Origin of the sequence: Streptococcus parasanguinis (genome assembly GCF_023109675.1) — a bacterium.
GTDB classification, from domain to species: Bacteria; Bacillota; Bacilli; order Lactobacillales; family Streptococcaceae; genus Streptococcus; species Streptococcus parasanguinis_I.
The window spans coordinates 17,353-35,902 of the sequence record NZ_JALDUR010000007.1 but is presented as its reverse complement, the minus strand read 5'-3'; the positions used below and the strand labels follow the sequence as shown (position 1 = coordinate 35,902).

18 protein-coding genes are annotated in these 18,550 nt (G+C 42.2%); all 18 read left to right on the top strand.

Annotation, left to right across the window (positions count from 1 at the left end; all coding sequences use genetic code 11):
- The first annotated feature begins 86 nt into the window (after nucleotides 1–86).
- The 18 genes from cls (at nucleotide 87) to M1G14_RS06310 (ending at nucleotide 18,467) form a co-directional block, all read left to right on the top strand.
- Entirely contained in the window at nucleotides 87–1,661 is a 1,575-nt protein-coding gene (cls, locus tag M1G14_RS06395) for a cardiolipin synthase (protein WP_247926408.1), read from the top strand.
- Nucleotides 1,662–1,676: 15 nt separating this feature from the next.
- Complete coding sequence (locus M1G14_RS06390; protein WP_247926407.1) at nucleotides 1,677–2,336, top strand: DNA alkylation repair protein; 660 nt, start codon at nucleotides 1,677–1,679, stop codon at nucleotides 2,334–2,336.
- A 283-nt stretch (nucleotides 2,337–2,619) separates the two neighbouring features.
- Nucleotides 2,620–3,621 (top strand): DUF3137 domain-containing protein, encoded by a 1,002-nt coding sequence (locus M1G14_RS06385; RefSeq protein ID WP_045759476.1) that lies wholly within the window; start codon nucleotides 2,620–2,622, stop codon nucleotides 3,619–3,621.
- Entirely contained in the window at nucleotides 3,618–4,172 is a 555-nt protein-coding gene (locus M1G14_RS06380) for a LemA family protein (protein ID WP_247926406.1), read from the top strand. The genes M1G14_RS06385 and M1G14_RS06380 overlap by 4 nt, the downstream gene beginning before the upstream one ends.
- A gap of 145 nt (nucleotides 4,173–4,317) precedes the next feature.
- Complete coding sequence (locus M1G14_RS06375) at nucleotides 4,318–5,394, top strand: aspartate-semialdehyde dehydrogenase (protein ID WP_031573177.1); 1,077 nt, start codon at nucleotides 4,318–4,320, stop codon at nucleotides 5,392–5,394.
- Nucleotides 5,395–5,534: 140 nt separating this feature from the next.
- Nucleotides 5,535–6,470, top strand: a complete 936-nt coding sequence (gene dapA / locus M1G14_RS06370; protein ID WP_031573180.1) for a 4-hydroxy-tetrahydrodipicolinate synthase — start codon at nucleotides 5,535–5,537, stop codon at nucleotides 6,468–6,470.
- Nucleotides 6,471–6,541: 71 nt separating this feature from the next.
- Complete coding sequence (locus M1G14_RS06365) at nucleotides 6,542–6,880, top strand: ATP cone domain-containing protein (RefSeq protein ID WP_006597242.1); 339 nt, start codon at nucleotides 6,542–6,544, stop codon at nucleotides 6,878–6,880.
- Nucleotides 6,881–6,995: 115 nt separating this feature from the next.
- The gene (gene ylqF, locus M1G14_RS06360) at nucleotides 6,996–7,847 is read left to right on the top strand and encodes a ribosome biogenesis GTPase YlqF (RefSeq protein ID WP_155199620.1); all 852 of its coding nucleotides are present in this window, start codon (nucleotides 6,996–6,998) and stop codon (nucleotides 7,845–7,847) included.
- On the top strand, nucleotides 7,834–8,601 hold the full coding sequence (locus M1G14_RS06355) for a ribonuclease HII (RefSeq protein WP_021153235.1): 768 nt from the start codon (nucleotides 7,834–7,836) through the stop codon (nucleotides 8,599–8,601). Before ylqF ends, M1G14_RS06355 begins: the two co-directional genes overlap by 14 nt.
- Before the next feature lie 3 nt (nucleotides 8,602–8,604).
- On the top strand, nucleotides 8,605–9,534 hold the full coding sequence (locus tag M1G14_RS06350; RefSeq protein WP_049483557.1) for an ROK family protein: 930 nt from the start codon (nucleotides 8,605–8,607) through the stop codon (nucleotides 9,532–9,534).
- Nucleotides 9,535–9,594: 60 nt separating this feature from the next.
- Complete coding sequence (gene dprA, locus M1G14_RS06345) at nucleotides 9,595–10,443, top strand: DNA-processing protein DprA (protein ID WP_049483558.1); 849 nt, start codon at nucleotides 9,595–9,597, stop codon at nucleotides 10,441–10,443.
- Nucleotides 10,444–10,529: 86 nt separating this feature from the next.
- Nucleotides 10,530–12,617 (top strand): type I DNA topoisomerase, encoded by a 2,088-nt coding sequence (gene topA / locus M1G14_RS06340; protein WP_049507798.1) that lies wholly within the window; start codon nucleotides 10,530–10,532, stop codon nucleotides 12,615–12,617.
- Between the two features lie 106 nt (nucleotides 12,618–12,723).
- The gene (locus M1G14_RS06335; RefSeq protein WP_247926405.1) at nucleotides 12,724–13,401 is read left to right on the top strand and encodes a SatD family protein; all 678 of its coding nucleotides are present in this window, start codon (nucleotides 12,724–12,726) and stop codon (nucleotides 13,399–13,401) included.
- Nucleotides 13,385–14,089, top strand: coding sequence for a DUF3307 domain-containing protein (locus tag M1G14_RS06330; protein WP_247926404.1), 705 nt, complete (start codon nucleotides 13,385–13,387; stop codon nucleotides 14,087–14,089). Before M1G14_RS06335 ends, M1G14_RS06330 begins: the two co-directional genes overlap by 17 nt.
- 154 nt (nucleotides 14,090–14,243) lie before the next feature.
- Nucleotides 14,244–15,578, top strand: coding sequence for a methylenetetrahydrofolate--tRNA-(uracil(54)-C(5))-methyltransferase (FADH(2)-oxidizing) TrmFO (gene trmFO, locus M1G14_RS06325; protein WP_247926403.1), 1,335 nt, complete (start codon nucleotides 14,244–14,246; stop codon nucleotides 15,576–15,578).
- A 93-nt stretch (nucleotides 15,579–15,671) separates the two neighbouring features.
- Entirely contained in the window at nucleotides 15,672–16,499 is an 828-nt protein-coding gene (locus M1G14_RS06320; protein WP_049492865.1) for an alpha/beta hydrolase, read from the top strand.
- A 39-nt stretch (nucleotides 16,500–16,538) separates the two neighbouring features.
- Nucleotides 16,539–17,279, top strand: a complete 741-nt coding sequence (locus M1G14_RS06315) for an esterase family protein (protein WP_049507792.1) — start codon at nucleotides 16,539–16,541, stop codon at nucleotides 17,277–17,279.
- A 21-nt stretch (nucleotides 17,280–17,300) separates the two neighbouring features.
- On the top strand, nucleotides 17,301–18,467 hold the full coding sequence (locus tag M1G14_RS06310) for an ATP-grasp domain-containing protein (protein ID WP_049507790.1): 1,167 nt from the start codon (nucleotides 17,301–17,303) through the stop codon (nucleotides 18,465–18,467).
- Nucleotides 18,468–18,550 lie beyond the last annotated feature (83 nt).

Here is an 18,550-nt window from a genome sequence, read left to right as displayed (position 1 = left end):
TTTTTCATAGGCTAAAATGATACTAATAAAATTACTGAAAGAGACCGGAAAGTTGTGATGATCTCCCCTACATGAAAGGAGCCTATATGACTCAAGAACAGAGTGCTAGACTGTTACCCCAAAAGCCCTCCAGATGGGCCAAAATTCTACTTAACCGAAAGGTTCCCATTCTCCTGTTCTTCTTACTGGAATTGGCCTTTCTTGTCTTTTCATATCTCAGCCTACAAGAGCATTTCCCATCCGTTATCTTATGGGAACACTTGTTGAGTGTCTTTACCTTCTTTTACTTGCTCAATCGTTCAATGGATTCTCGTTCCAAGCTGTCCTGGATAATTATCATTTCCCTCTTTCCAATTTTTGGGACGGCTCTGCTCTATTTTTCGTTAGCTGATTTGGGTGTAAGACGCTTGAAGAAACGACTTGAGAATGCTACAGTGCAGGTATCCGACTATCTAAGCACCGATCCAGAAGTTGCTGATTATTTATCCCAAAGTGATCGCCAATTACAGAAATTAGCTTATTTTCTGGAGCATAGTCCAGCCCAGTTTCCTATCTACAGAGACACAGAGGTCACCTATTTTCCACTTGGAGATGACATGCTACCAGCCTTGTTGGAGGATTTGAAAAAGGCGGAGCGTTATATCTTTATGGAATATTTCATTATTGACGAAGGGATCATGTGGGGCGAGATTTTAGCCATTTTGGAGGAGAAGGCCAAGGCAGGTCTGGATGTTCGTGTCATGTTTGATGGGATGAATGAGATGACTACCTTGTCCTACGATTATATCGAGCGCTTGCACAAGGTTGGCATTAAAGCTCAGGCCTTCTCACCAGTCAAGCCTATTCTATCAACCTATTACAATTACCGAGACCATCGAAAGATTACAGTGATTGATGGTCAATTTGCTTATACTGGTGGCGTTAATATCGCTGATGAGTATGTCAATAAACGAGAACGCTTTGGTCATTGGAAGGATACGGCCCTTCGATTAGATGGTTCAGCAGTTCAAACGCTAAAAGCTCTCTTTTTGACCATGTGGACAGTGACTGGAATAGAAGATAAAAGGGATATGGAGCGCTATCTACAAGAAAAACCTCAACAAAGAAAGAGTCAGGGCTTTGTACTCCCTTATGGCAATTCACCATTGACCTATCACAAAGTGGCTGAGGATGTTTATCTTCATTTACTGAATACATCGACCGATTATGTTCACATCATGACCCCTTATTTGATCTTGGATGACGAATTGGTTAGAGCTATGACTTTCGCGGCCAAACGCGGAGTAGATGTTCGGATCATTATGCCAGGGATTCCAGATAAACAATATGCCTTTGATATTGCGACGACCTATTTTAAAGTGCTCTTGGATGCTGGCGTCCGTATTTTCCGTTATACCCCAGGTTTTGTCCATGCTAAAGTTTATGTTTCTGATAGCCAACAAGCTGTGGTAGGAACCATTAATACAGACTACCGAAGTCTTTATCAAAATTTTGAAGATGGGGTTTATCTCTACAAAAATCTGGAAGTGCTAAAGATTGAAGAAGATTTTGAGAAAACCCAGGCTCTCTCAGAGGAAGTCACTTTAGAAAGTTTATCAAAAATACCTATGGTTCATCGTCTGGGTGGCTATCTTTTTTCTTTGATTGGACCTTTGATGTAAAAAAGGAGGAATCATATGGATACAAAAATTCTTTTGAAATTGTTAGAAAACCAAGCTGATCCAGCGAAAGTCTCAGCAATGGAAGCTTATATGAAAAATAAATTCAGCTTTCTTGGCGTTCAAAAACCAATTCTCAAAAAGATTGAAAGAGATTTTTTTAAGCTTTTCATAAAGAATCCAATTGATTGGGCTTTTGTGGAAGAGTGTTGGCAGCAACCTTACCGTGAGTTTCAATATATTGCTATGGATTATCTGGATAAAAAGAAGAAGGAGCTTAGACCTGAAGATTTGCCAAAGCTAAAGGAATTGGCTCAAACCAAATCATGGTGGGACAGTATAGATCAATTGGACCTTATCATCGGAGAGATTACTTTTCACTATCCACAAACCAAGCAGGTTATGCTGGATTGGAGTATGGATCAGGACTTTTGGTTGAGGCGGATTGCCATTGATCACCAGCTTATGAGGAAAGAAAAAACAGATACGGATTTGTTAGAAAAAGTGATCCTCAATAATCTAGGTCAAAGCGAGTTCTTTATAAATAAGGCAATTGGCTGGAGCTTACGCAACTATTCCAAGGTCAATCCGGATTGGGTAGGGGCCTTTATCGACCGCTATCGAGATCAGTTGTCACCATTAAGCATTCGGGAAGGAAGCAAGTACTTACCTTCTTGACAGTTTGTGGATGTTCATGGTAAACTAGATTCATGCGATGAGTCGATTGGCTCTTAGGAGCCTTTTGCGCTGAGGAGGTCTACATTCAATTGTAACGCAGGAGCGGACCTTGAACAGTTGTGTGAACCGGCTGTTCTCACCGAAAGGTGCCTCAAATCCTGGTCTTCGGATCAGGATTTTTTTGTACCTTCAAAATACCAAAACTATTATAATACAGTTGCTACAAAGTTATGTTGGTGTTATAATATAGTAAAGTGCCTAGGTCAGAAAGGAGTGGAGTTGATTGGGAGATTTCTATCATTCTAATGATTCAGCATCTACAGACTATTCGCAAAAAATTGAAGAGCTTGAAAACTCCAAACAATTTCAGGATGCCATCGGATTGATCCGAGAACAGATGAAGAACAATCTTCAGTGGAATGTTTTGCGATCTTTTGGTATTATTTGCGCCATACTGTCTCTCATTTTATTGCGTTTTGCAGCTATTCCTTTGATCCTTTTAGTTGTTGGTTTGTATTATTGGCCGCAATATAAAAAACGAAAAGCCTTGTTTGGGGATCGAATTCGTTCGAACGATGAGATCTATCTTGATGATATCCTGTCGCCTGTATTAAAGGAAGTTTTTCCTAAGGCTTCGATCAAAGAGGACGGTTCCATCCCTTCTGAAGCTCTCTCGCATTTATGTCCTCGATCGACTGATTTTCTATGTTTCAAAGAACTATCGTTTCATGATGACAAAGAGCTAACGGTGTCAAATCTCTATGCCCATCATACGGAGACTCGTTACCGGACGTCTAATGGACATACGAGGACGGAACATGTGGAAGTTACAGATTTTCTTGGACAAGTGTTCTCTTTATGTCTACCGATCAATTTCTCTGGTCATCTTCGGGTGGTTCCGACCAAGAAATCCTTTCTTTTTAAGAGGGAGGTGAATGGGGTTTATCCTGGAGCCAGAGGGGATGAAGTGCAGATTGAAACCGAGGATATTCGCAATAACGAAAATTACAATATCTACTGCACGGACGAACTGTCTGCCCGTAAATTTCTCACCCCTAAGATGTTGGAATGGTTTGATCGACAAATTTCTCAAAATGCCATGTGTGTATTTTTGAAAGACAAGAAACTATTTATTTCTTTGTATACCGATCGCTATATCTTTCCGACTCCCCAAAAACCGGAAGATATTGATCAACTATCTTTGGTATCTGAATATCATAAATTATGCAGAGAACTAGCTTTAATTAAAGAAATAACAGCAATTTTTGAAGGAGAAGCATCATGAACGTCATTATTGGAATCATCCTATTATTTCTTGTCCTATTGGCCATTTGGTTTATTAGTGTAGGAAATCGCCTCAATCGCTATCTAGTAACCATTGAAGAATCAAAGAGAACGGTCGATATCGTTCTTGTAAAACGCTATGATACCATTTCGGAAATGCTAAAAGTAGCCAAAGCCTATGCCAAACATGAGCAACAGATTTTCACTGATTTAGTTGCTTTACGCCAAGGAGCAACAATTCAAGAATCCAACCAAGTTATTACCAATCAAAACGATGTCTTGACACAAATTCGTGCAGTTGGTGAAAATTATCCAGAGCTCTTGTCTTCTAATCAATTCTTAGCCTTGCAAAAGGAAATCGCTGACGAAAATGAAGATCTTGCTGCAGCGAAGCGAATTGTCAACAGTAATGTCAGCCACATTAATCAAGAAATTGTTTCATTTCCGGCGTCTATCGTAGCAGGTTTAAAGGGGATCCATCAAGTTCCATTTCTTGCTGAAGAAACACAAGGTAAGAAAGATTTAAGCGACTTGAACTATGACCTGAACTAAAGAGCTATTTATGATAAATAACCATCAAGAATCCTGGTCTTAGAATCAGGATTTTTTCCTACTGTTGGTACTTTTCATTTATGCCAAAAAATTGTATAATAGTACAAATACTCAATTTTTAGAAAATTTTGAAAGAGGATTTACTATGGGATACACAGTTGCTGTTGTCGGTGCTACAGGTGCCGTTGGTGCTCAAATGATCAAAATGTTGGAAGAATCTACTCTTCCAATCGATAAAATTCGCTACCTTGCGTCAGCACGTTCTGCAGGAAAAGTCTTGCAATTTAAAGGGCAAGACGTGACCATTGAGGAAACGACTGAAGATGCTTTTGAAGGCGTTGATATTGCTCTTTTCTCAGCTGGTGGTTCAACATCTGCCAAATATGCACCTTATGCGGTGAAAGCAGGCGCAGTAGTGGTTGATAACACTTCTTATTTCCGTCAAAATCCGGATGTCCCATTGGTAGTTCCTGAAGTGAATGCACATGCTCTTGATGCTCACAACGGAATCATCTCTTGTCCAAACTGTTCAACAATCCAAATGATGGTCGCTCTTGAGCCAGTTCGTCAAAAATGGGGCTTGGACCGTATCATCGTATCTACTTACCAAGCTGTTTCAGGTGCCGGTATGGGAGCTATTCTTGAAACCCAACGTGAGTTGAAGGAAGTCTTGAATGATGGGGTCAACCCACGCGATGTCAAAGCTGAAATCTTGCCTTCAGGTGGTGATAAAAAACATTACCCAATTGCTTTCAACGCTCTTCCACAAATTGACGTCTTCACAGAAAATGACTATACTTACGAAGAAATGAAGATGACAAACGAGACTAAGAAAATTATGGAAGACGATAGCATTGCCGTGTCAGCAACTTGTGTGCGGATTCCAGTCTTGTCAGCTCACTCAGAGTCAGTCTACATTGAAACAAAAGAAGTGGCACCAATTGATGAAGTGAAAGCTGCTATTGCAGAATTCCCAGGTGCAGTTCTTGAAGACGATGTTGCTCACCAAGTCTACCCACAAGCCGTTAATGCGGTCGGATCACGCGATACCTTCGTTGGACGGATTCGTAAAGACTTGGATGCTGAAAAAGGAATCCACATGTGGGTTGTTTCAGATAACCTTCTTAAAGGAGCTGCTTGGAACTCAGTCCAAATCGCAGAAACTCTTCACGAACGTGGACTTGTACGTCCAACAGCTGAGTTGAAATTTGAGTTGAAGTAGGGAGCGAAACAGAAATCAGCAACTCGAAGAGTTTGATTTCTTCCTCAGCTTTCTAACGAATCAACTTGTTTTTATGAACAGATCATGAGGCAAAGGCAAGCAGACCCCAGCCTCTTTCTTATATAGAGAAAGGTTTTTCTATGTCTTATAATGATTTAAAAGATTGTAAAATCATCACTGCATTTATCACCCCCTTCCATGAAGATGGGAGCATTAATTTTGATGCTCTTCCTGACTTGATCGAGCACCTCTTGGCTCATCATACAGACGGGATTCTCTTAGCTGGAACGACTGCGGAAAGTCCAACTCTGACCCACGATGAGGAATTGCAACTCTTTGCGGCTGTTCAAAAGATTGTCAATGGTCGAGTTCCTTTGATCGCTGGTGTCGGAACCAATGAAACCCGCGACTCGATTGAGTTCGTTAAAGAAGTGGATGCTTTTGGTGGCTTTGCAGCAGGATTGGCTATCGTCCCTTACTACAACAAACCATCCCAAGAAGGAATGTATCAACACTTTAAAGCGATTGCGGATGCATCTAATCTTCCGATTATTATCTACAATATTCCAGGGCGAGTGGTTGTCGAAATGACACCAGAAACCATGCTTCGTTTGGCAGAACACCCAAATATCATTGGGGTAAAAGAGTGTACAACCCTGGCTAATATGGCCTACTTGATTGAACACAAGCCCGAAGAATTTCTCGTCTATACAGGGGAAGATGGAGATGCTTTCCATGCTATGAACCTTGGAGCTGATGGGGTGATCTCAGTAGCCTCTCATACAAATGGAGATGAAATGTATGAGATGTTCCAAGCCATTGAGCACAACGATATAAAAAAAGCTGCAGCCATCCAACGTCAATTTATCCCTAAAGTCAATGCTCTCTTTTCTTATCCGAGTCCAGCTCCTGTCAAAGCTGTTTTAAACTATATGGGCTTTGAAGCGGGGCCAACTCGTTTACCATTAGTGCCAGCTCCTGCTGAGGAAGCGAAGCGCATTATCAAGGTTGTAGTGGATGGGGATTACCACGCGACCAAAGAAATCATTACGGGAGTTCTTCGTCCGGATTATTGATGTCTTAGATTCTTGACAAATCCCCTATTTATTAAGATAATAGAAGTATATTGATGATCAAGGAGAATAAGATGGAAGTCATTAAACGTAGTGGTGAAGTTGTAGAATTTGACCCAGATAAAATCTATCAAGCTGTTTTGAAGGCAGCACAAACAGTTTATGTCTTGACGGATGATCTTCGCCAAAACTTGGCGCAAGTGACCAAGAAAGTTGTGATGGATTTGGAAGAAGCTAAAGTGGAACGTGCGACGATCAGCATGATCCAGTCAATGGTTGAGCACCGTTTACTTGGTGCTGGTTATATTACCATTGCTGAACACTATATTTCTTATCGCTTGCAACGTGATTTGGAACGGAGCGGCTATGGTGATCATATCGCCGTGCATTTGCATTTTGAGCAAATTCGCTAGAATATGAAATAGAAGTTACTTCGGTAGCTTCATTTTTTTGTATTCTCGTTTAAGGCTGAGAATTCAAGAAAACATGGTATAATAGAAGAGATTGAACTGGAAAGGAATGGAGAACATGGCAACTATACAATGGTTTCCTGGACACATGTCCAAAGCTAGAAGACAAGTACAAGAAAATTTAAAATTTGTGGATTTTGTGACGGTTCTGGTAGATGCTCGTTTACCCCTATCAAGCCAAAATCCTATGTTAACGAAAATTGTTGGTGATAAGCCTAAATTAATGATTTTGAACAAGGTAGACTTGGCAGATCCTGTGGCAACAAAAGAATGGCAGGACTATTTTGAGTCTCAAGGCATTAAAACCTTGGCTATCAACTCCAAAGAGCAATCTACGGTTAAGAAGGTCACAGATGCTGCTAAGTCTTTGATGGCCGATAAAATTGCTCGTCAGAAGGAACGAGGGATTCAGATTGAAACACTTCGGACCATGATCATCGGGATTCCTAATGCTGGGAAATCAACTTTGATGAACCGCTTAGCAGGGAAAAAGATTGCTGTTGTCGGAAATAAACCGGGGGTAACCAAGGGGCAACAATGGTTGAAAACCAATAAGGATCTCGAAATTTTGGATACCCCAGGGATTCTCTGGCCCAAGTTTGAAGATGAAGAAGTGGCCTTAAAGCTTGCTTTAACTGGCGCCATCAAGGACCAGTTGCTTCCAATGGATGAAGTGACCATCTTTGGCCTCAACTATTTTAAAGAGCATTATCCAGCTGTTTTGCAGGAACGTTTTAAACAAATGGATCTAGAACAAGAAGCTCCTGAAATCATTATGGAAATGACCCAGAAATTAGGATTTCGTGAGGATTACGACCGTTTTTACCAACTCTTTGTTAAAGATGTTCGCGATGGAAAATTGGGACGGTATACGCTGGATCGTGTAGGTGAAATAGATGCCAACAATTAAAGAAGTTAAAGAGCGTTTGGCAATGATTGACGAGCTAGATCATCCCTTCTTTGAAGAGTTGATCCTTGATGGTCGAGCAGGCGTTCAAGCGGCTATCAGCAAACGAAAACGCGAACTCCAAAAACAAGTGGACGAAGATTTGCGTTTGGAAAAAATGCTAGCCTATGAAAAAGAACTTTATACTCAAGGGATTCAGCTCATTGCAGGAGTGGATGAAGTGGGACGTGGTCCTTTGGCTGGCCCTGTCGTCGCAGCGGCCGTCATTCTGCCGGAAAATTGTAAAATTCCAGGACTCAACGATAGTAAAAAGATTCCAAAATCCAAACACAAGGAAATCTATGAGGCTGTGCTCCAAAACGCCATTGCGATCGGAATCGGCGTCAAGGACAATCAAGTGATTGACCAGGTTAATATCTATGAAGCTACGAAGCTAGCCATGATGGAGGCCATTGGTCAGCTAGATCCTCAACCCCAACATCTTTTGATTGATGCCATGAGGTTAGATCTTCCTATTTCCCAAACTAGTATCATCAAAGGGGATGCCAACTCCTTATCCATTGCTGCAGCATCTATCGTAGCCAAGGTGACTCGGGATCAGATGATGGAAGAGTTTGATCGCGAATATCCGGGTTATGATTTTGCTCAGAACGCTGGTTATGGGACTACTAAGCATCTGGCTGGCCTCGACCAACTGGGAGTGACGCCTATCCATCGGCGTTCATTTGAACCCGTCAAATCAATGTGTGAGGATTAGGTCATGCTATTTACCATCGATATCGGAGGAACCTTTATAAAATATGGTCTGATGGATGCGGACTATCAATTGGTTCATACAGACAAGATCCCAACACCACTTACGATTGAAGAGTTTTGGCAAGGATTAGAAGAAATCATTACACCCGTAAGGGAAGAAATCGAGGGGATCGCCATTTCATGCCCTGGTGAGATCCAAAAGAGCCTTGGCTTTGTCTTTCGAGGTGGTCTCATTCCATATTTGCGCGGCATTCCTCTAGCAAGTAGACTCGAACAAACATTTCAAGTACCCGTCACTGTTCTCAATGATGGAGAAGCCGCTGGTCTAGCAGAAGCAAGGCTTGGTAATCTAAAAGATTGTCCATGTGGTGCGACCTTGGTCTTGGGGACAGGAGTAGGTCTCGCTCTTCTTTCTAATGGTGACCTATTGAGAGGATGGCAACTGACAGAATACATTCGGTCTATTGGTAAGGCAGAAAGAACACCAGAAAATCGCCGCTTTCATCGTGAACTCTTTTTGCAAGGCATTTCCAATCTTTTGGAAAACACCGGTTCAGCTGTTCAATTTGTTGAGAAGGCTAGTCACATCTTAAACCTAGAAAAGGCAGATGGTATAGCTGTTTTCAAGGCTCTTGATCAAGGGGGCAACGATGAGCTGACATCCTTGTTTCAGGCTTATTGCCACGATATTGCTATTCTGATTTTTAATCTTCAATCTTTGCTCTTGGTTGAGAGGGTGACGATTGGAGGGGGCATTAGTAGTCAACCACTACTGATCGATGAGATCAGTCGACAATACCATGACCTGCTCTCTCAAAAAGGGCATAAACAATTTGAGGCCTTGCCCATCCAAGCGGCTCGCTTCCATAATGAAAGCAACTTGATTGGTGCCGCATCTTACTTTTATTCTTCGACATATCAAAAAAAGTTCTAGAAATAGAGCTTTTTTCTTTTCTTTTTCGAATAAATAAGTGAGAGGAAGTAGAAGGTGACCATGGAGAAATTTGAAATCTTTAAATTAAAAGAAGCCGGTTTATCAAATGAGCAAGTCTTGAGAGTCTTGGACTACTGTAGGAAAGAGCAAGTCTTACCAAGCTTAGAAGAGATAGCAAGGATCGCTCGCTGTCGCAGTATTATTCATTTTGTAGACAAATACCGGCAACTGGATGAAGACCATTTACACAAGGAGTTTGAACGGTTCCCATCTCTATCCATTTTTGATCCTGAATACCCTGAGGAATTGCTACAGATCTACAATCCTCCTGTACTCCTTTTTTACCAAGGGGATTTGCAACTGTTAAGCAAACCGAAGATTGCAGTTGTTGGAGCTCGCGAGACCACGCGAGAAGGGGTTCGTTCTGTAGAGAAGATTATTAAAGAACTTGGAAATGAACTGGTCATTGTTAGTGGACTTGCTAAAGGAATTGATGCGACCGCTCATTATGCCAGTATACGAAATGGTGGCAAGACCATCGGAGTGATAGGAACGGGACTGGATGTCTTTTATCCTAAAAGCAATCAAAGACTGCAGACACATATGGGGGAACACCATCTGATCTTGAGCGAGTATGGTCCAGGACAGGAACCACTTAAGTTTCATTTTCCTGAGCGAAATCGCATCATTGCAGGCCTCTGTCAAGCTGTGATTGTGGCAGAAGCTCGACTCCGTTCAGGCAGTTTGATTACTTGTGAGCGTGCTATGGAAGAAGGCCGAGACGTTTTTGCTATTCCAGGAAATATTTTAGATGGAAAATCTGCAGGCTGCCATCATCTGATTCAAGAAGGTGCAAAGCTTGTCACCTCAGGCCAGGACATTCTTGATGAATTGAAATACGAATTGTGATTTTCCTATAGGAGAAGTTCCTAGTTGACATCTTTCTTAAAATGTATTAAACTCAATGAGATTTATACAATACAGAGGGATAAAACGTGGTAACAAAAACAAAAAGGAAAAGTAGTACAACCAAGAAAAATTTGGTGATTGTGGAGTCTCCTGCTAAGGCCAAAACAATCGAAAAATACCTTGGTCGTAATTACAAAGTCATGGCTAGTGTTGGTCATATTCGGGACCTGAAAAAATCAACCATGTCGATCGACTTCGACAATAACTATGAACCGGAGTATATCAATATTCGCGGGAAAGGTCCCTTGATCAATGATTTGAAAAAAGAAGCTAAAAAAGCTAAGCAAGTCTTTCTCGCAAGTGACCCGGACCGTGAGGGAGAAGCTATTTCTTGGCATTTAGCACATATTTTGAACTTGGATGCCAAAGAAAAGAACCGTGTGGTCTTTAACGAAATCACCAAGGATGCAGTAAAAAATGCCTTTAAAGAACCGCGCCAAATCAATATGGACTTGGTCGATGCCCAACAAGCACGTCGGGTCTTGGACCGGATTGTAGGGTATTCTATCTCGCCTATTCTTTGGAAAAAGGTTAAAAAAGGACTTTCTGCAGGGCGGGTGCAATCAGTTGCCCTCAAATTAATCATTGATCGTGAAAATGAAATTAATGATTTCAAGCCGGAAGAATACTGGACCATTGATGGTGTCTTCAAAAAAGGGACCAAGCAATTCCAAGCCAGCTTCTATGGGATTGATGGCAAGAAGATGAAGCTCAACACCAATGAAGAGGTGAAAGCTGTTCTTGAACGCTTAGATGGCAAAGATTTTACCGTTGAAAAGGTGGAAAAGAAAGAACGTCGTCGGAATGCGCCACTTCCCTACACCACCTCTTCCATGCAGATGGATGCTGCCAATAAGATCAACTTCCGTACGCGTAAGACCATGATGGTCGCCCAGCAGTTGTATGAAGGAATTAATATTGGCTCTGGTGTTCAAGGTTTGATTACCTATATGCGTACCGATTCTACACGGATCAGTCCAGTTGCGCAAAATGAGGCAGCGAACTTTATCGTGGATCGCTTCGGTGAGAAATATTCCAAGCATGGAAGCCGCGTGAAAAATGCTTCTGGTGCCCAAGATGCCCACGAAGCGATTCGTCCATCCAGCGTCTTCAATACTCCTGAGAGCATTGCCAAGTACCTCGACAAGGACCAGCTCAAGCTCTACACCTTGATTTGGAACCGCTTTGTAGCTAGTCAAATGACTGCAGCTGTCTTTGATACCATGAATGTCCGTTTAGGTCAAAATGGGGTTCAGTATACGGCAAATGGAAGCCAGGTGAAATTTGATGGTTATTTGGCTATTTATAACGACTCAGATAAGAACAAGATGTTGCCGGATATGGTAGAAGGCGATATCGTTAAGCAAGTCAATAGCAAGCCTGAGCAACACTTTACTCAACCACCAGCTCGTTATTCTGAAGCAACCTTGATTAAGACCTTAGAAGAAAATGGGGTTGGTCGTCCTTCAACCTATGCTCCGACGATTGAGACCATTCAAAAACGCTATTATGTGAAGCTGGTAGCCAAACGCTTTGAACCAACAGAGTTAGGGGAAATCGTTAATAAACTGATCGTTGAATTCTTCCCAGATATTGTCAACGTGACCTTCACAGCAGAGATGGAAGGTAAACTCGATGATGTCGAACTTGGAAAAGAAGAGTGGCAAAAAGTCATCGATGCTTTCTACAAACCATTTTCTAAAGAGGTCGCAAAGGCTGAAGAAGAGATGGAAAAAATCCAAATTAAAGACGAACCAGCTGGTTTTGATTGTGAAGTCTGTGGTAGCCCGATGGTGATTAAATTAGGACGTTTTGGAAAGTTCTATGCTTGTAGCAATTTCCCAGATTGTCGTCATACCCAGGCCATTGTCAAAGAAATCGGCGTGGAGTGTCCTGAGTGTCATCAGGGACAAATCATCGAACGCAAAACCAAGCGGAACCGTATCTTCTATGGATGCAATCGCTACCCAGAGTGTGAATTTACCTCTTGGGATAAGCCGATCGGTCGGGATTGTCCAAAATGTGGCCACTACTTAGTTGAGAAAAAAGTTCGTGGTGGCGGCAAACAAGTCGTATGTAGCAATGGCGACTACGAAGAAGAAAAAGTGAAATAAGCTTTCAAACGATTCAATGTCTATTATAACGGAAATTTTTATAAATGTCTGTTATAATAGACATTTTTTATTTTTTTCGTTATAATAGACATAAGGAGGTGGGCTTATGTATCTTGCTTTGATTGCAGATGTGATTGATTCCAAAATCGTACAAGAACGTTTTGACCTGCAAAAACAGTTAGAAAAAACGCTTCAAAAGATCAATGAGCTTTTTAAAGACTGCCTAGCATCGGCTTTTACCTTAACTTTGGGCGATGAGTTTCAGGCGCTTTTAAAAGTGGATGCTCCGATTTTTCAAATCATTGATACCCTGCGTTCAGAACTAAAACCGACTCAACTTCGTTTCGGTATTGGCCTTGGGGAGATTGTAACGGATATCGATCCCCTGCAAAGTATCGGTGCAGATGGACCAGCCTATTGGAATGCTCGTGCAGCTATTAATCTGGTTCATCAGAAAAATGATTATGGCAACACCCAGATTTATTTTTTGAGCGGTAATGACAGCCAGGACTTAGTGGTGAATGCGCTCATCGCTTCCGGAGAAGCCATACGTTCGGGTTGGCGAGAGAGTCAGGATGAGATTCTGCTCAATCTGCTAAAGAGATCTGTCTATAGTGAAAGCTTTAGCCAACAGGAATTGGCCCAAGCGCTAGCCATCAACCCAAGCGCCCTGTCCAAGCGCTTAAAGAGTAGCAGTATTCGTGTTTATTTACGGGGACGAGCAGCAACACTAGCTTGTATTCAAAACTTAGAGAAAGGAGAGGCCCATGAGCGGATTGTCTAGTATCGTAATGAATCCATACTTGATCCTCTTGTTGATTTGTCATTTGTTATCGGATTATTATTTTCAAAGTCAAAAGATGGCGGATCGCAAGGATCAGGATAAGAAGGTGCTCGGGCTTCACATTCTATATGTAGCACTGCCTCTGATAGTGGTTTCTCTCTGTCATATAGACTTGTGGTGGATTTGTTTGGTCATTCTACTAACTCATGCTGGAATAGATTTCTTAAAACCGATCGTGCAGAAGCAATTGAAATTACCAACCGCCTGGACCTTTGCCTTGGATCAAGTCTTGCATGTCAGCATCATTAGCTGTCTAGTCCTTTTAGAAGCGAAGAATGGTTCGACCTATCTGCCTCTGGACACTTTAAATCTAATTTTTTATGTTCTCCTAGTTGGGAAACCAAGCAATATTGCCTTTAAAATTCTGTTTGCCAAGTATCAACCCACCAGCAAGAAGAAAATGGATACGATCACTGGGGCTGGTTCCATGATTGGCTTTTTAGAGCGTTTGGTGATTGGTGCCTGTCTCATCTATGGGCAATTTGCTTCTATCGGCCTAGTCTTTACTGCCAAGTCCATCGCTCGCTACAATAAAATTTCGGAGGATCCAGCCTTTGCGGAGTATTACTTGATCGGGTCCTTGTTCAGTATCCTATCTGCCCTCTTAGCAGCTTGGTTGTGTCTATAAGAAAATAAATAGTAAAGTCTAAGACAGGAAGGAAAAGCCTCCCTGTCTTTTTACTTGGCTTTTTGGTATAATGGACCAAGTAGAAAATTAGAAAGATTTGTGGGTGTCTAACAGTTCAGTGAGGTGGTTTGATACCCAAAGAGGTATTAGTGTCATGTCTCAATCTTATATCAATGTGATCGGTGCGGGCCTTGCAGGCTCGGAAGCAGCTTACCAGATTGCCCAACAGGGAATTCCGGTCAAGCTTTATGAAATGCGTGGCGTCAAATCCACTCCGCAACACAAAACAGACAACTTTGCTGAGTTAGTGTGTTCCAACTCTCTTCGTGGGGATTCTCTCACCAATGCTGTCGGTCTCCTCAAAGAAGAAATGCGTCGTCTGGGTTCTGTCATCCTTGAAGCAGCGGAAGCGACTCGTGTACCAGCCGGTGGAGCGCTGGCTGTGGACCGAGAAGGCTTTGCTAGCCGGGTGACGGAGAAGGTGTCCCAACACCCTCTCATTGAAGTGATTCGCGATGAAATTACGGAATTGCCGACAGATGCCATCACAGTGGTCGCAACAGGGCCTCTAACCAGCGATGCCTTGGCAGAAAAGATCCACGCGCTCAATGGTGGTGATGGTTTCTATTTTTATGATGCAGCAGCTCCAATCATCGATGTCAATACTGTCGATATGAACAAGGTCTATCTCAAGTCACGCTATGACAAGGGAGAAGCAGCTTATCTCAACTGCCCAATGACCAAGCAAGAGTTTATGGACTTCCACGAGGCCTTGGTCAATGCTGAAGAAGCCCCGCTCAACTCTTTTGAAAAAGAAAAGTATTTCGAAGGCTGTATGCCCATTGAAGTCATGGCCAAACGTGGTATCAAAACCATGCTCTATGGCCCTATGAAACCAGTTGGACTCGAGTATCCAGATGATTACAAAGGGCCACGTGATGGGGAGTTTAAGACACCCTACGCAGTCGTTCAGTTGCGCCAAGACAATGCGGCTGCCAGCCTCTACAATATCGTCGGCTTCCAAACTCACCTTAAATGGGGCGAACAAAAACGGGTCTTCCAAATGATTCCAGGTTTGGAACATGCGGAGTTTGTCAGATACGGCGTCATGCACCGCAATTCCTACATGGATTCTCCAAATCTGCTGGAACAAACCTACCGCTCGAAGAAACAACCAAATCTCTTCTTTGCAGGTCAAATGACAGGTGTAGAAGGCTATGTTGAGTCAGCGGCCTCAGGTTTGGTAGCTGGAATCAATGCCGCTCGCCTTTTCAAAGGAGAAGAAGCAGCGATTTTCCCTAAAACGACAGCTATCGGAAGCCTGGCTCACTATATCACCCATGCAGATAGCAAGCATTTCCAACCCATGAATGTCAACTTCGGGATTATCAAAGAGCTAGAAGGACCACGCATTCGGGATAAAAAGGAACGTTATGAGAAAATTGCCGAACGTTCTTTACAAGATTTGGCTCAGTTTATGGAAAAATAACCCAAGAAAGGAAAAAGTTTTGAGAAAATCCAGACTTTTTCTTCTAAAAATGGTATAATGAATAAAATTTAGAATATAGAGAGTTTTCTGACAATGAACAAATCCTATTTTTATTTAGATATGAAGACACACGAGTTGAAAGTGCCTTATACCGGAAAACTCCGTCGTGTGCGAGTCTTATTACCTAAGAATTATGAAACGGATACAGATAGACGTTACCCTGTGGTTTATTTCCACGATGGACAAAACGTTTTGTACAGCAAGGAAGCTTATGCGGGTCATTCCTGGAAAGTCATTCCAGCCATTAAGCGGAATCCAGATATTAGTCGCATGATTGTCGTTGCGATCGATAATGATGGTTTCCAACGCATGAACGAATACTCTGCCTGGAAGTACAAGGAATCTAATATTCCTGGCATGCAATTTGGTGGCAAGGGAGTTGAGTACGGCGAATTTGTTATGGAGGTGGTGAAACCTTTCATTGACCAAGAATATCGGACTCTTGCTGATCGAGAACATACGGCCATGATTGGTTCTTCCTTGGGTGGGAATATTACCCAATTCTTGGGCTTAGAGTACCAAGATCAAATTGGTTGTTTAGGTATCTTTTCATCCGCTAACTGGCTGCACCAAGATGCCTTCAATCATTATATTGAACGCAAAAAATTATATTCAGACCAACGGATCTACATCTATGTGGGGACTGAAGAGGCGGATGATACAGATAAAACGCTGATGGCGGGGAATATCAAGCAAGCCTATATTGACTCATCCCTTCGTTACTATCACGATGTCATTCAACAAGGAGTCGATCTCAATCATATTGCCATTCGGATTCAATCCGGTGCTATTCACCATGAAGAAGCTTGGGCTGAACATTTACCAGAATGCCTTCGTTTTTTGGCAGAAAAATGGGATTAATAGCCTGTAAATAAAGAATTATAGAGAAAGAGGGAACTTATGAATATTGAACATTTAAGCCACTGGAGTGGCCAACTCAACCGTGAAATGTATTTGAATCGCTATGGACACGCAGGGATTCCTGTTGTAGTCTTTGCTTCATCAGGTGGAAGCCATAACGAGTACTATGACTTTGGTATGATTGATGCTTGTGCTCAGTTTATCGAAGAAGGACGGGTTCAATTCTTTACCCTTTCGAGTGTGGATAGTGATAGCTGGCTTTGTAATTGGAAGAATCCTCACGATCGAGCAGAAATGCACCGAGCTTATGAACGCTATGTGATTGAAGAAGCCATTCCTTTTATCAAACACAAAACAGGCTGGTTTAATCCGATGATGACAACTGGTTGCTCTATGGGAGCCTACCACGCGCTCAATTTCTTCTTGCAACATCCAGATGTCTTCAACAAAGTGATTGCCTTGAGTGGTGTCTATGACGCTCGTTTCTTTGTTGGTGATTTTGGAGGCGATGAAGCCATTTACCAAAATTCTCCATCTGATTATATTTGGAACCAAAATGATGGCTGGTTTATCGATCGTTACCGTCAGGCCGAAATCGTTATTTGTACTGGTTTAGGAGCTTGGGAACAAGATGGACTTCCATCTTTCTACAAACTGAAAGAAGCCTTTGATCACAAAAATATTCCTGCATGGTTCGCTGAATGGGGACATGATGTTGCCCACGATTGGGAATGGTGGCGCAAACAAATGCCATACTTCCTAGGCCAAATGCATCTTTAAGTAAAAAGGGAGGAGACCTCAATGAATTATATCGTTATTTCACCATATTACCCACAAAACTTCCAACAATTTACAATTGAATTGGCTAATAAAGGGATTACTGTCTTGGGAATTGGTCAAGAGCCATATGAACAGTTAGATGAGCCTTTGCGCAACAGCTTAACAGAATATTTCCGTGTTGAAAATTTGGAAAATCTGGATGAAGTGAAGCGTGCGGTAGCCTTTCTCTTTTACAAACATGGTCCAATCGACCGTATCGAATCCCACAATGAATACTGGTTGGAATTGGATGCGGCGCTTCGGGAGCAATTCAATGTCTTCGGGGCTAAGCCAAAAGATCTGAAGAAAACCAAGTTCAAATCCGAAATGAAGAAACTCTTCAAGAAGGCTGGAGTCCCAGTCGTTCCGGGTGCTGTGGTTAAAACAGAAAAAGACATTGATAAGGCCGTGAAGAAGATTGGGTTGCCATTGATTGCCAAACCTGACAATGGAGTAGGAGCAGCGGCGACCTTTAAACTTGAAACACCAGAAGATGTAGATCATTTCAAGGCAGAATGGGATGGACATACGGAGTATTTCTTTGAGAAATTCGTCACTTCTAGTGAGATTTGTACCTTTGATGGTCTGGTCGATCGCGATGGTAATATTGTCTTCTCGACTACTTTTGACTATGCCTATACGCCACTCGATTTGATGCTCTACAAGATGGACAATTCTTATTATGTCCTCAAAGAGATGGATCCAATATTGCGTCAATACGGGGAAGCCATTGTCAAAGCTTTTGGCATGAAGGAACGTTTCTTCCACATTGAGTTCTTCCGCGATGGGGATGACTATATTGCGATAGAGTACAATAATCGCCCTGCAGGTGGCTTTACCATCGATGTCTACAACTACGCTCACTCGATTGATTTGTACCGTGGCTATGCCGCCATTGTAGCAGGAGAACCTTTCCCAGCTTCTGAGTTTGAGCCTCTTTATTGCTTGGCAACCTCTCGTCGTGCCAATGCAGCTTATGCTCTGTCAGAGGAAGAAGTTTTGGCTAAATACCATGATCAATTCCGTGTCAAGAAAGACATGCCAGCGGCCTTTGCGGAACTTCAGGGAGATTACCTCTATATGCTTACTACACCTAGTCGTGAAGAATTGGAACAAATGATTCATGACTTTGGCCAACGCCAATCATAAGATAACGACCGGTAGGATAGGATCCTATCGGTTTTTTTATATTTTAATGTAATCTTATGAAAGAAAAGTTTGTGAAATGGTTT

Excerpts from the sequence above, each read along its gene's own strand:
- cls (WP_247926408.1), top strand. The coding sequence starts at position 87 with ATGACTCAAGAACAGAGTGCTAGACTGTTACCCCAAAAGCCCTCCAGA.
- M1G14_RS06390 (WP_247926407.1), top strand. The coding sequence starts at position 1,677 with ATGGATACAAAAATTCTTTTGAAATTGTTAGAAAACCAAGCTGATCCA.
- M1G14_RS06380 (WP_247926406.1), top strand. The coding sequence starts at position 3,618 with ATGAACGTCATTATTGGAATCATCCTATTATTTCTTGTCCTATTGGCC.
- M1G14_RS06375 (WP_031573177.1), top strand. The coding sequence starts at position 4,318 with ATGGGATACACAGTTGCTGTTGTCGGTGCTACAGGTGCCGTTGGTGCT.
- dapA (WP_031573180.1), top strand. The coding sequence starts at position 5,535 with ATGTCTTATAATGATTTAAAAGATTGTAAAATCATCACTGCATTTATC.
- M1G14_RS06365 (WP_006597242.1), top strand. The coding sequence starts at position 6,542 with ATGGAAGTCATTAAACGTAGTGGTGAAGTTGTAGAATTTGACCCAGAT.
- ylqF (WP_155199620.1), top strand. The coding sequence starts at position 6,996 with ATGGCAACTATACAATGGTTTCCTGGACACATGTCCAAAGCTAGAAGA.
- M1G14_RS06355 (WP_021153235.1), top strand. The coding sequence starts at position 7,834 with ATGCCAACAATTAAAGAAGTTAAAGAGCGTTTGGCAATGATTGACGAG.
- M1G14_RS06350 (WP_049483557.1), top strand. The coding sequence starts at position 8,605 with ATGCTATTTACCATCGATATCGGAGGAACCTTTATAAAATATGGTCTG.
- dprA (WP_049483558.1), top strand. The coding sequence starts at position 9,595 with ATGGAGAAATTTGAAATCTTTAAATTAAAAGAAGCCGGTTTATCAAAT.
- M1G14_RS06335 (WP_247926405.1), top strand. The coding sequence starts at position 12,724 with ATGTATCTTGCTTTGATTGCAGATGTGATTGATTCCAAAATCGTACAA.
- M1G14_RS06330 (WP_247926404.1), top strand. The coding sequence starts at position 13,385 with ATGAGCGGATTGTCTAGTATCGTAATGAATCCATACTTGATCCTCTTG.
- trmFO (WP_247926403.1), top strand. The coding sequence starts at position 14,244 with ATGTCTCAATCTTATATCAATGTGATCGGTGCGGGCCTTGCAGGCTCG.
- M1G14_RS06320 (WP_049492865.1), top strand. The coding sequence starts at position 15,672 with ATGAACAAATCCTATTTTTATTTAGATATGAAGACACACGAGTTGAAA.
- M1G14_RS06315 (WP_049507792.1), top strand. The coding sequence starts at position 16,539 with ATGAATATTGAACATTTAAGCCACTGGAGTGGCCAACTCAACCGTGAA.
- M1G14_RS06310 (WP_049507790.1), top strand. The coding sequence starts at position 17,301 with ATGAATTATATCGTTATTTCACCATATTACCCACAAAACTTCCAACAA.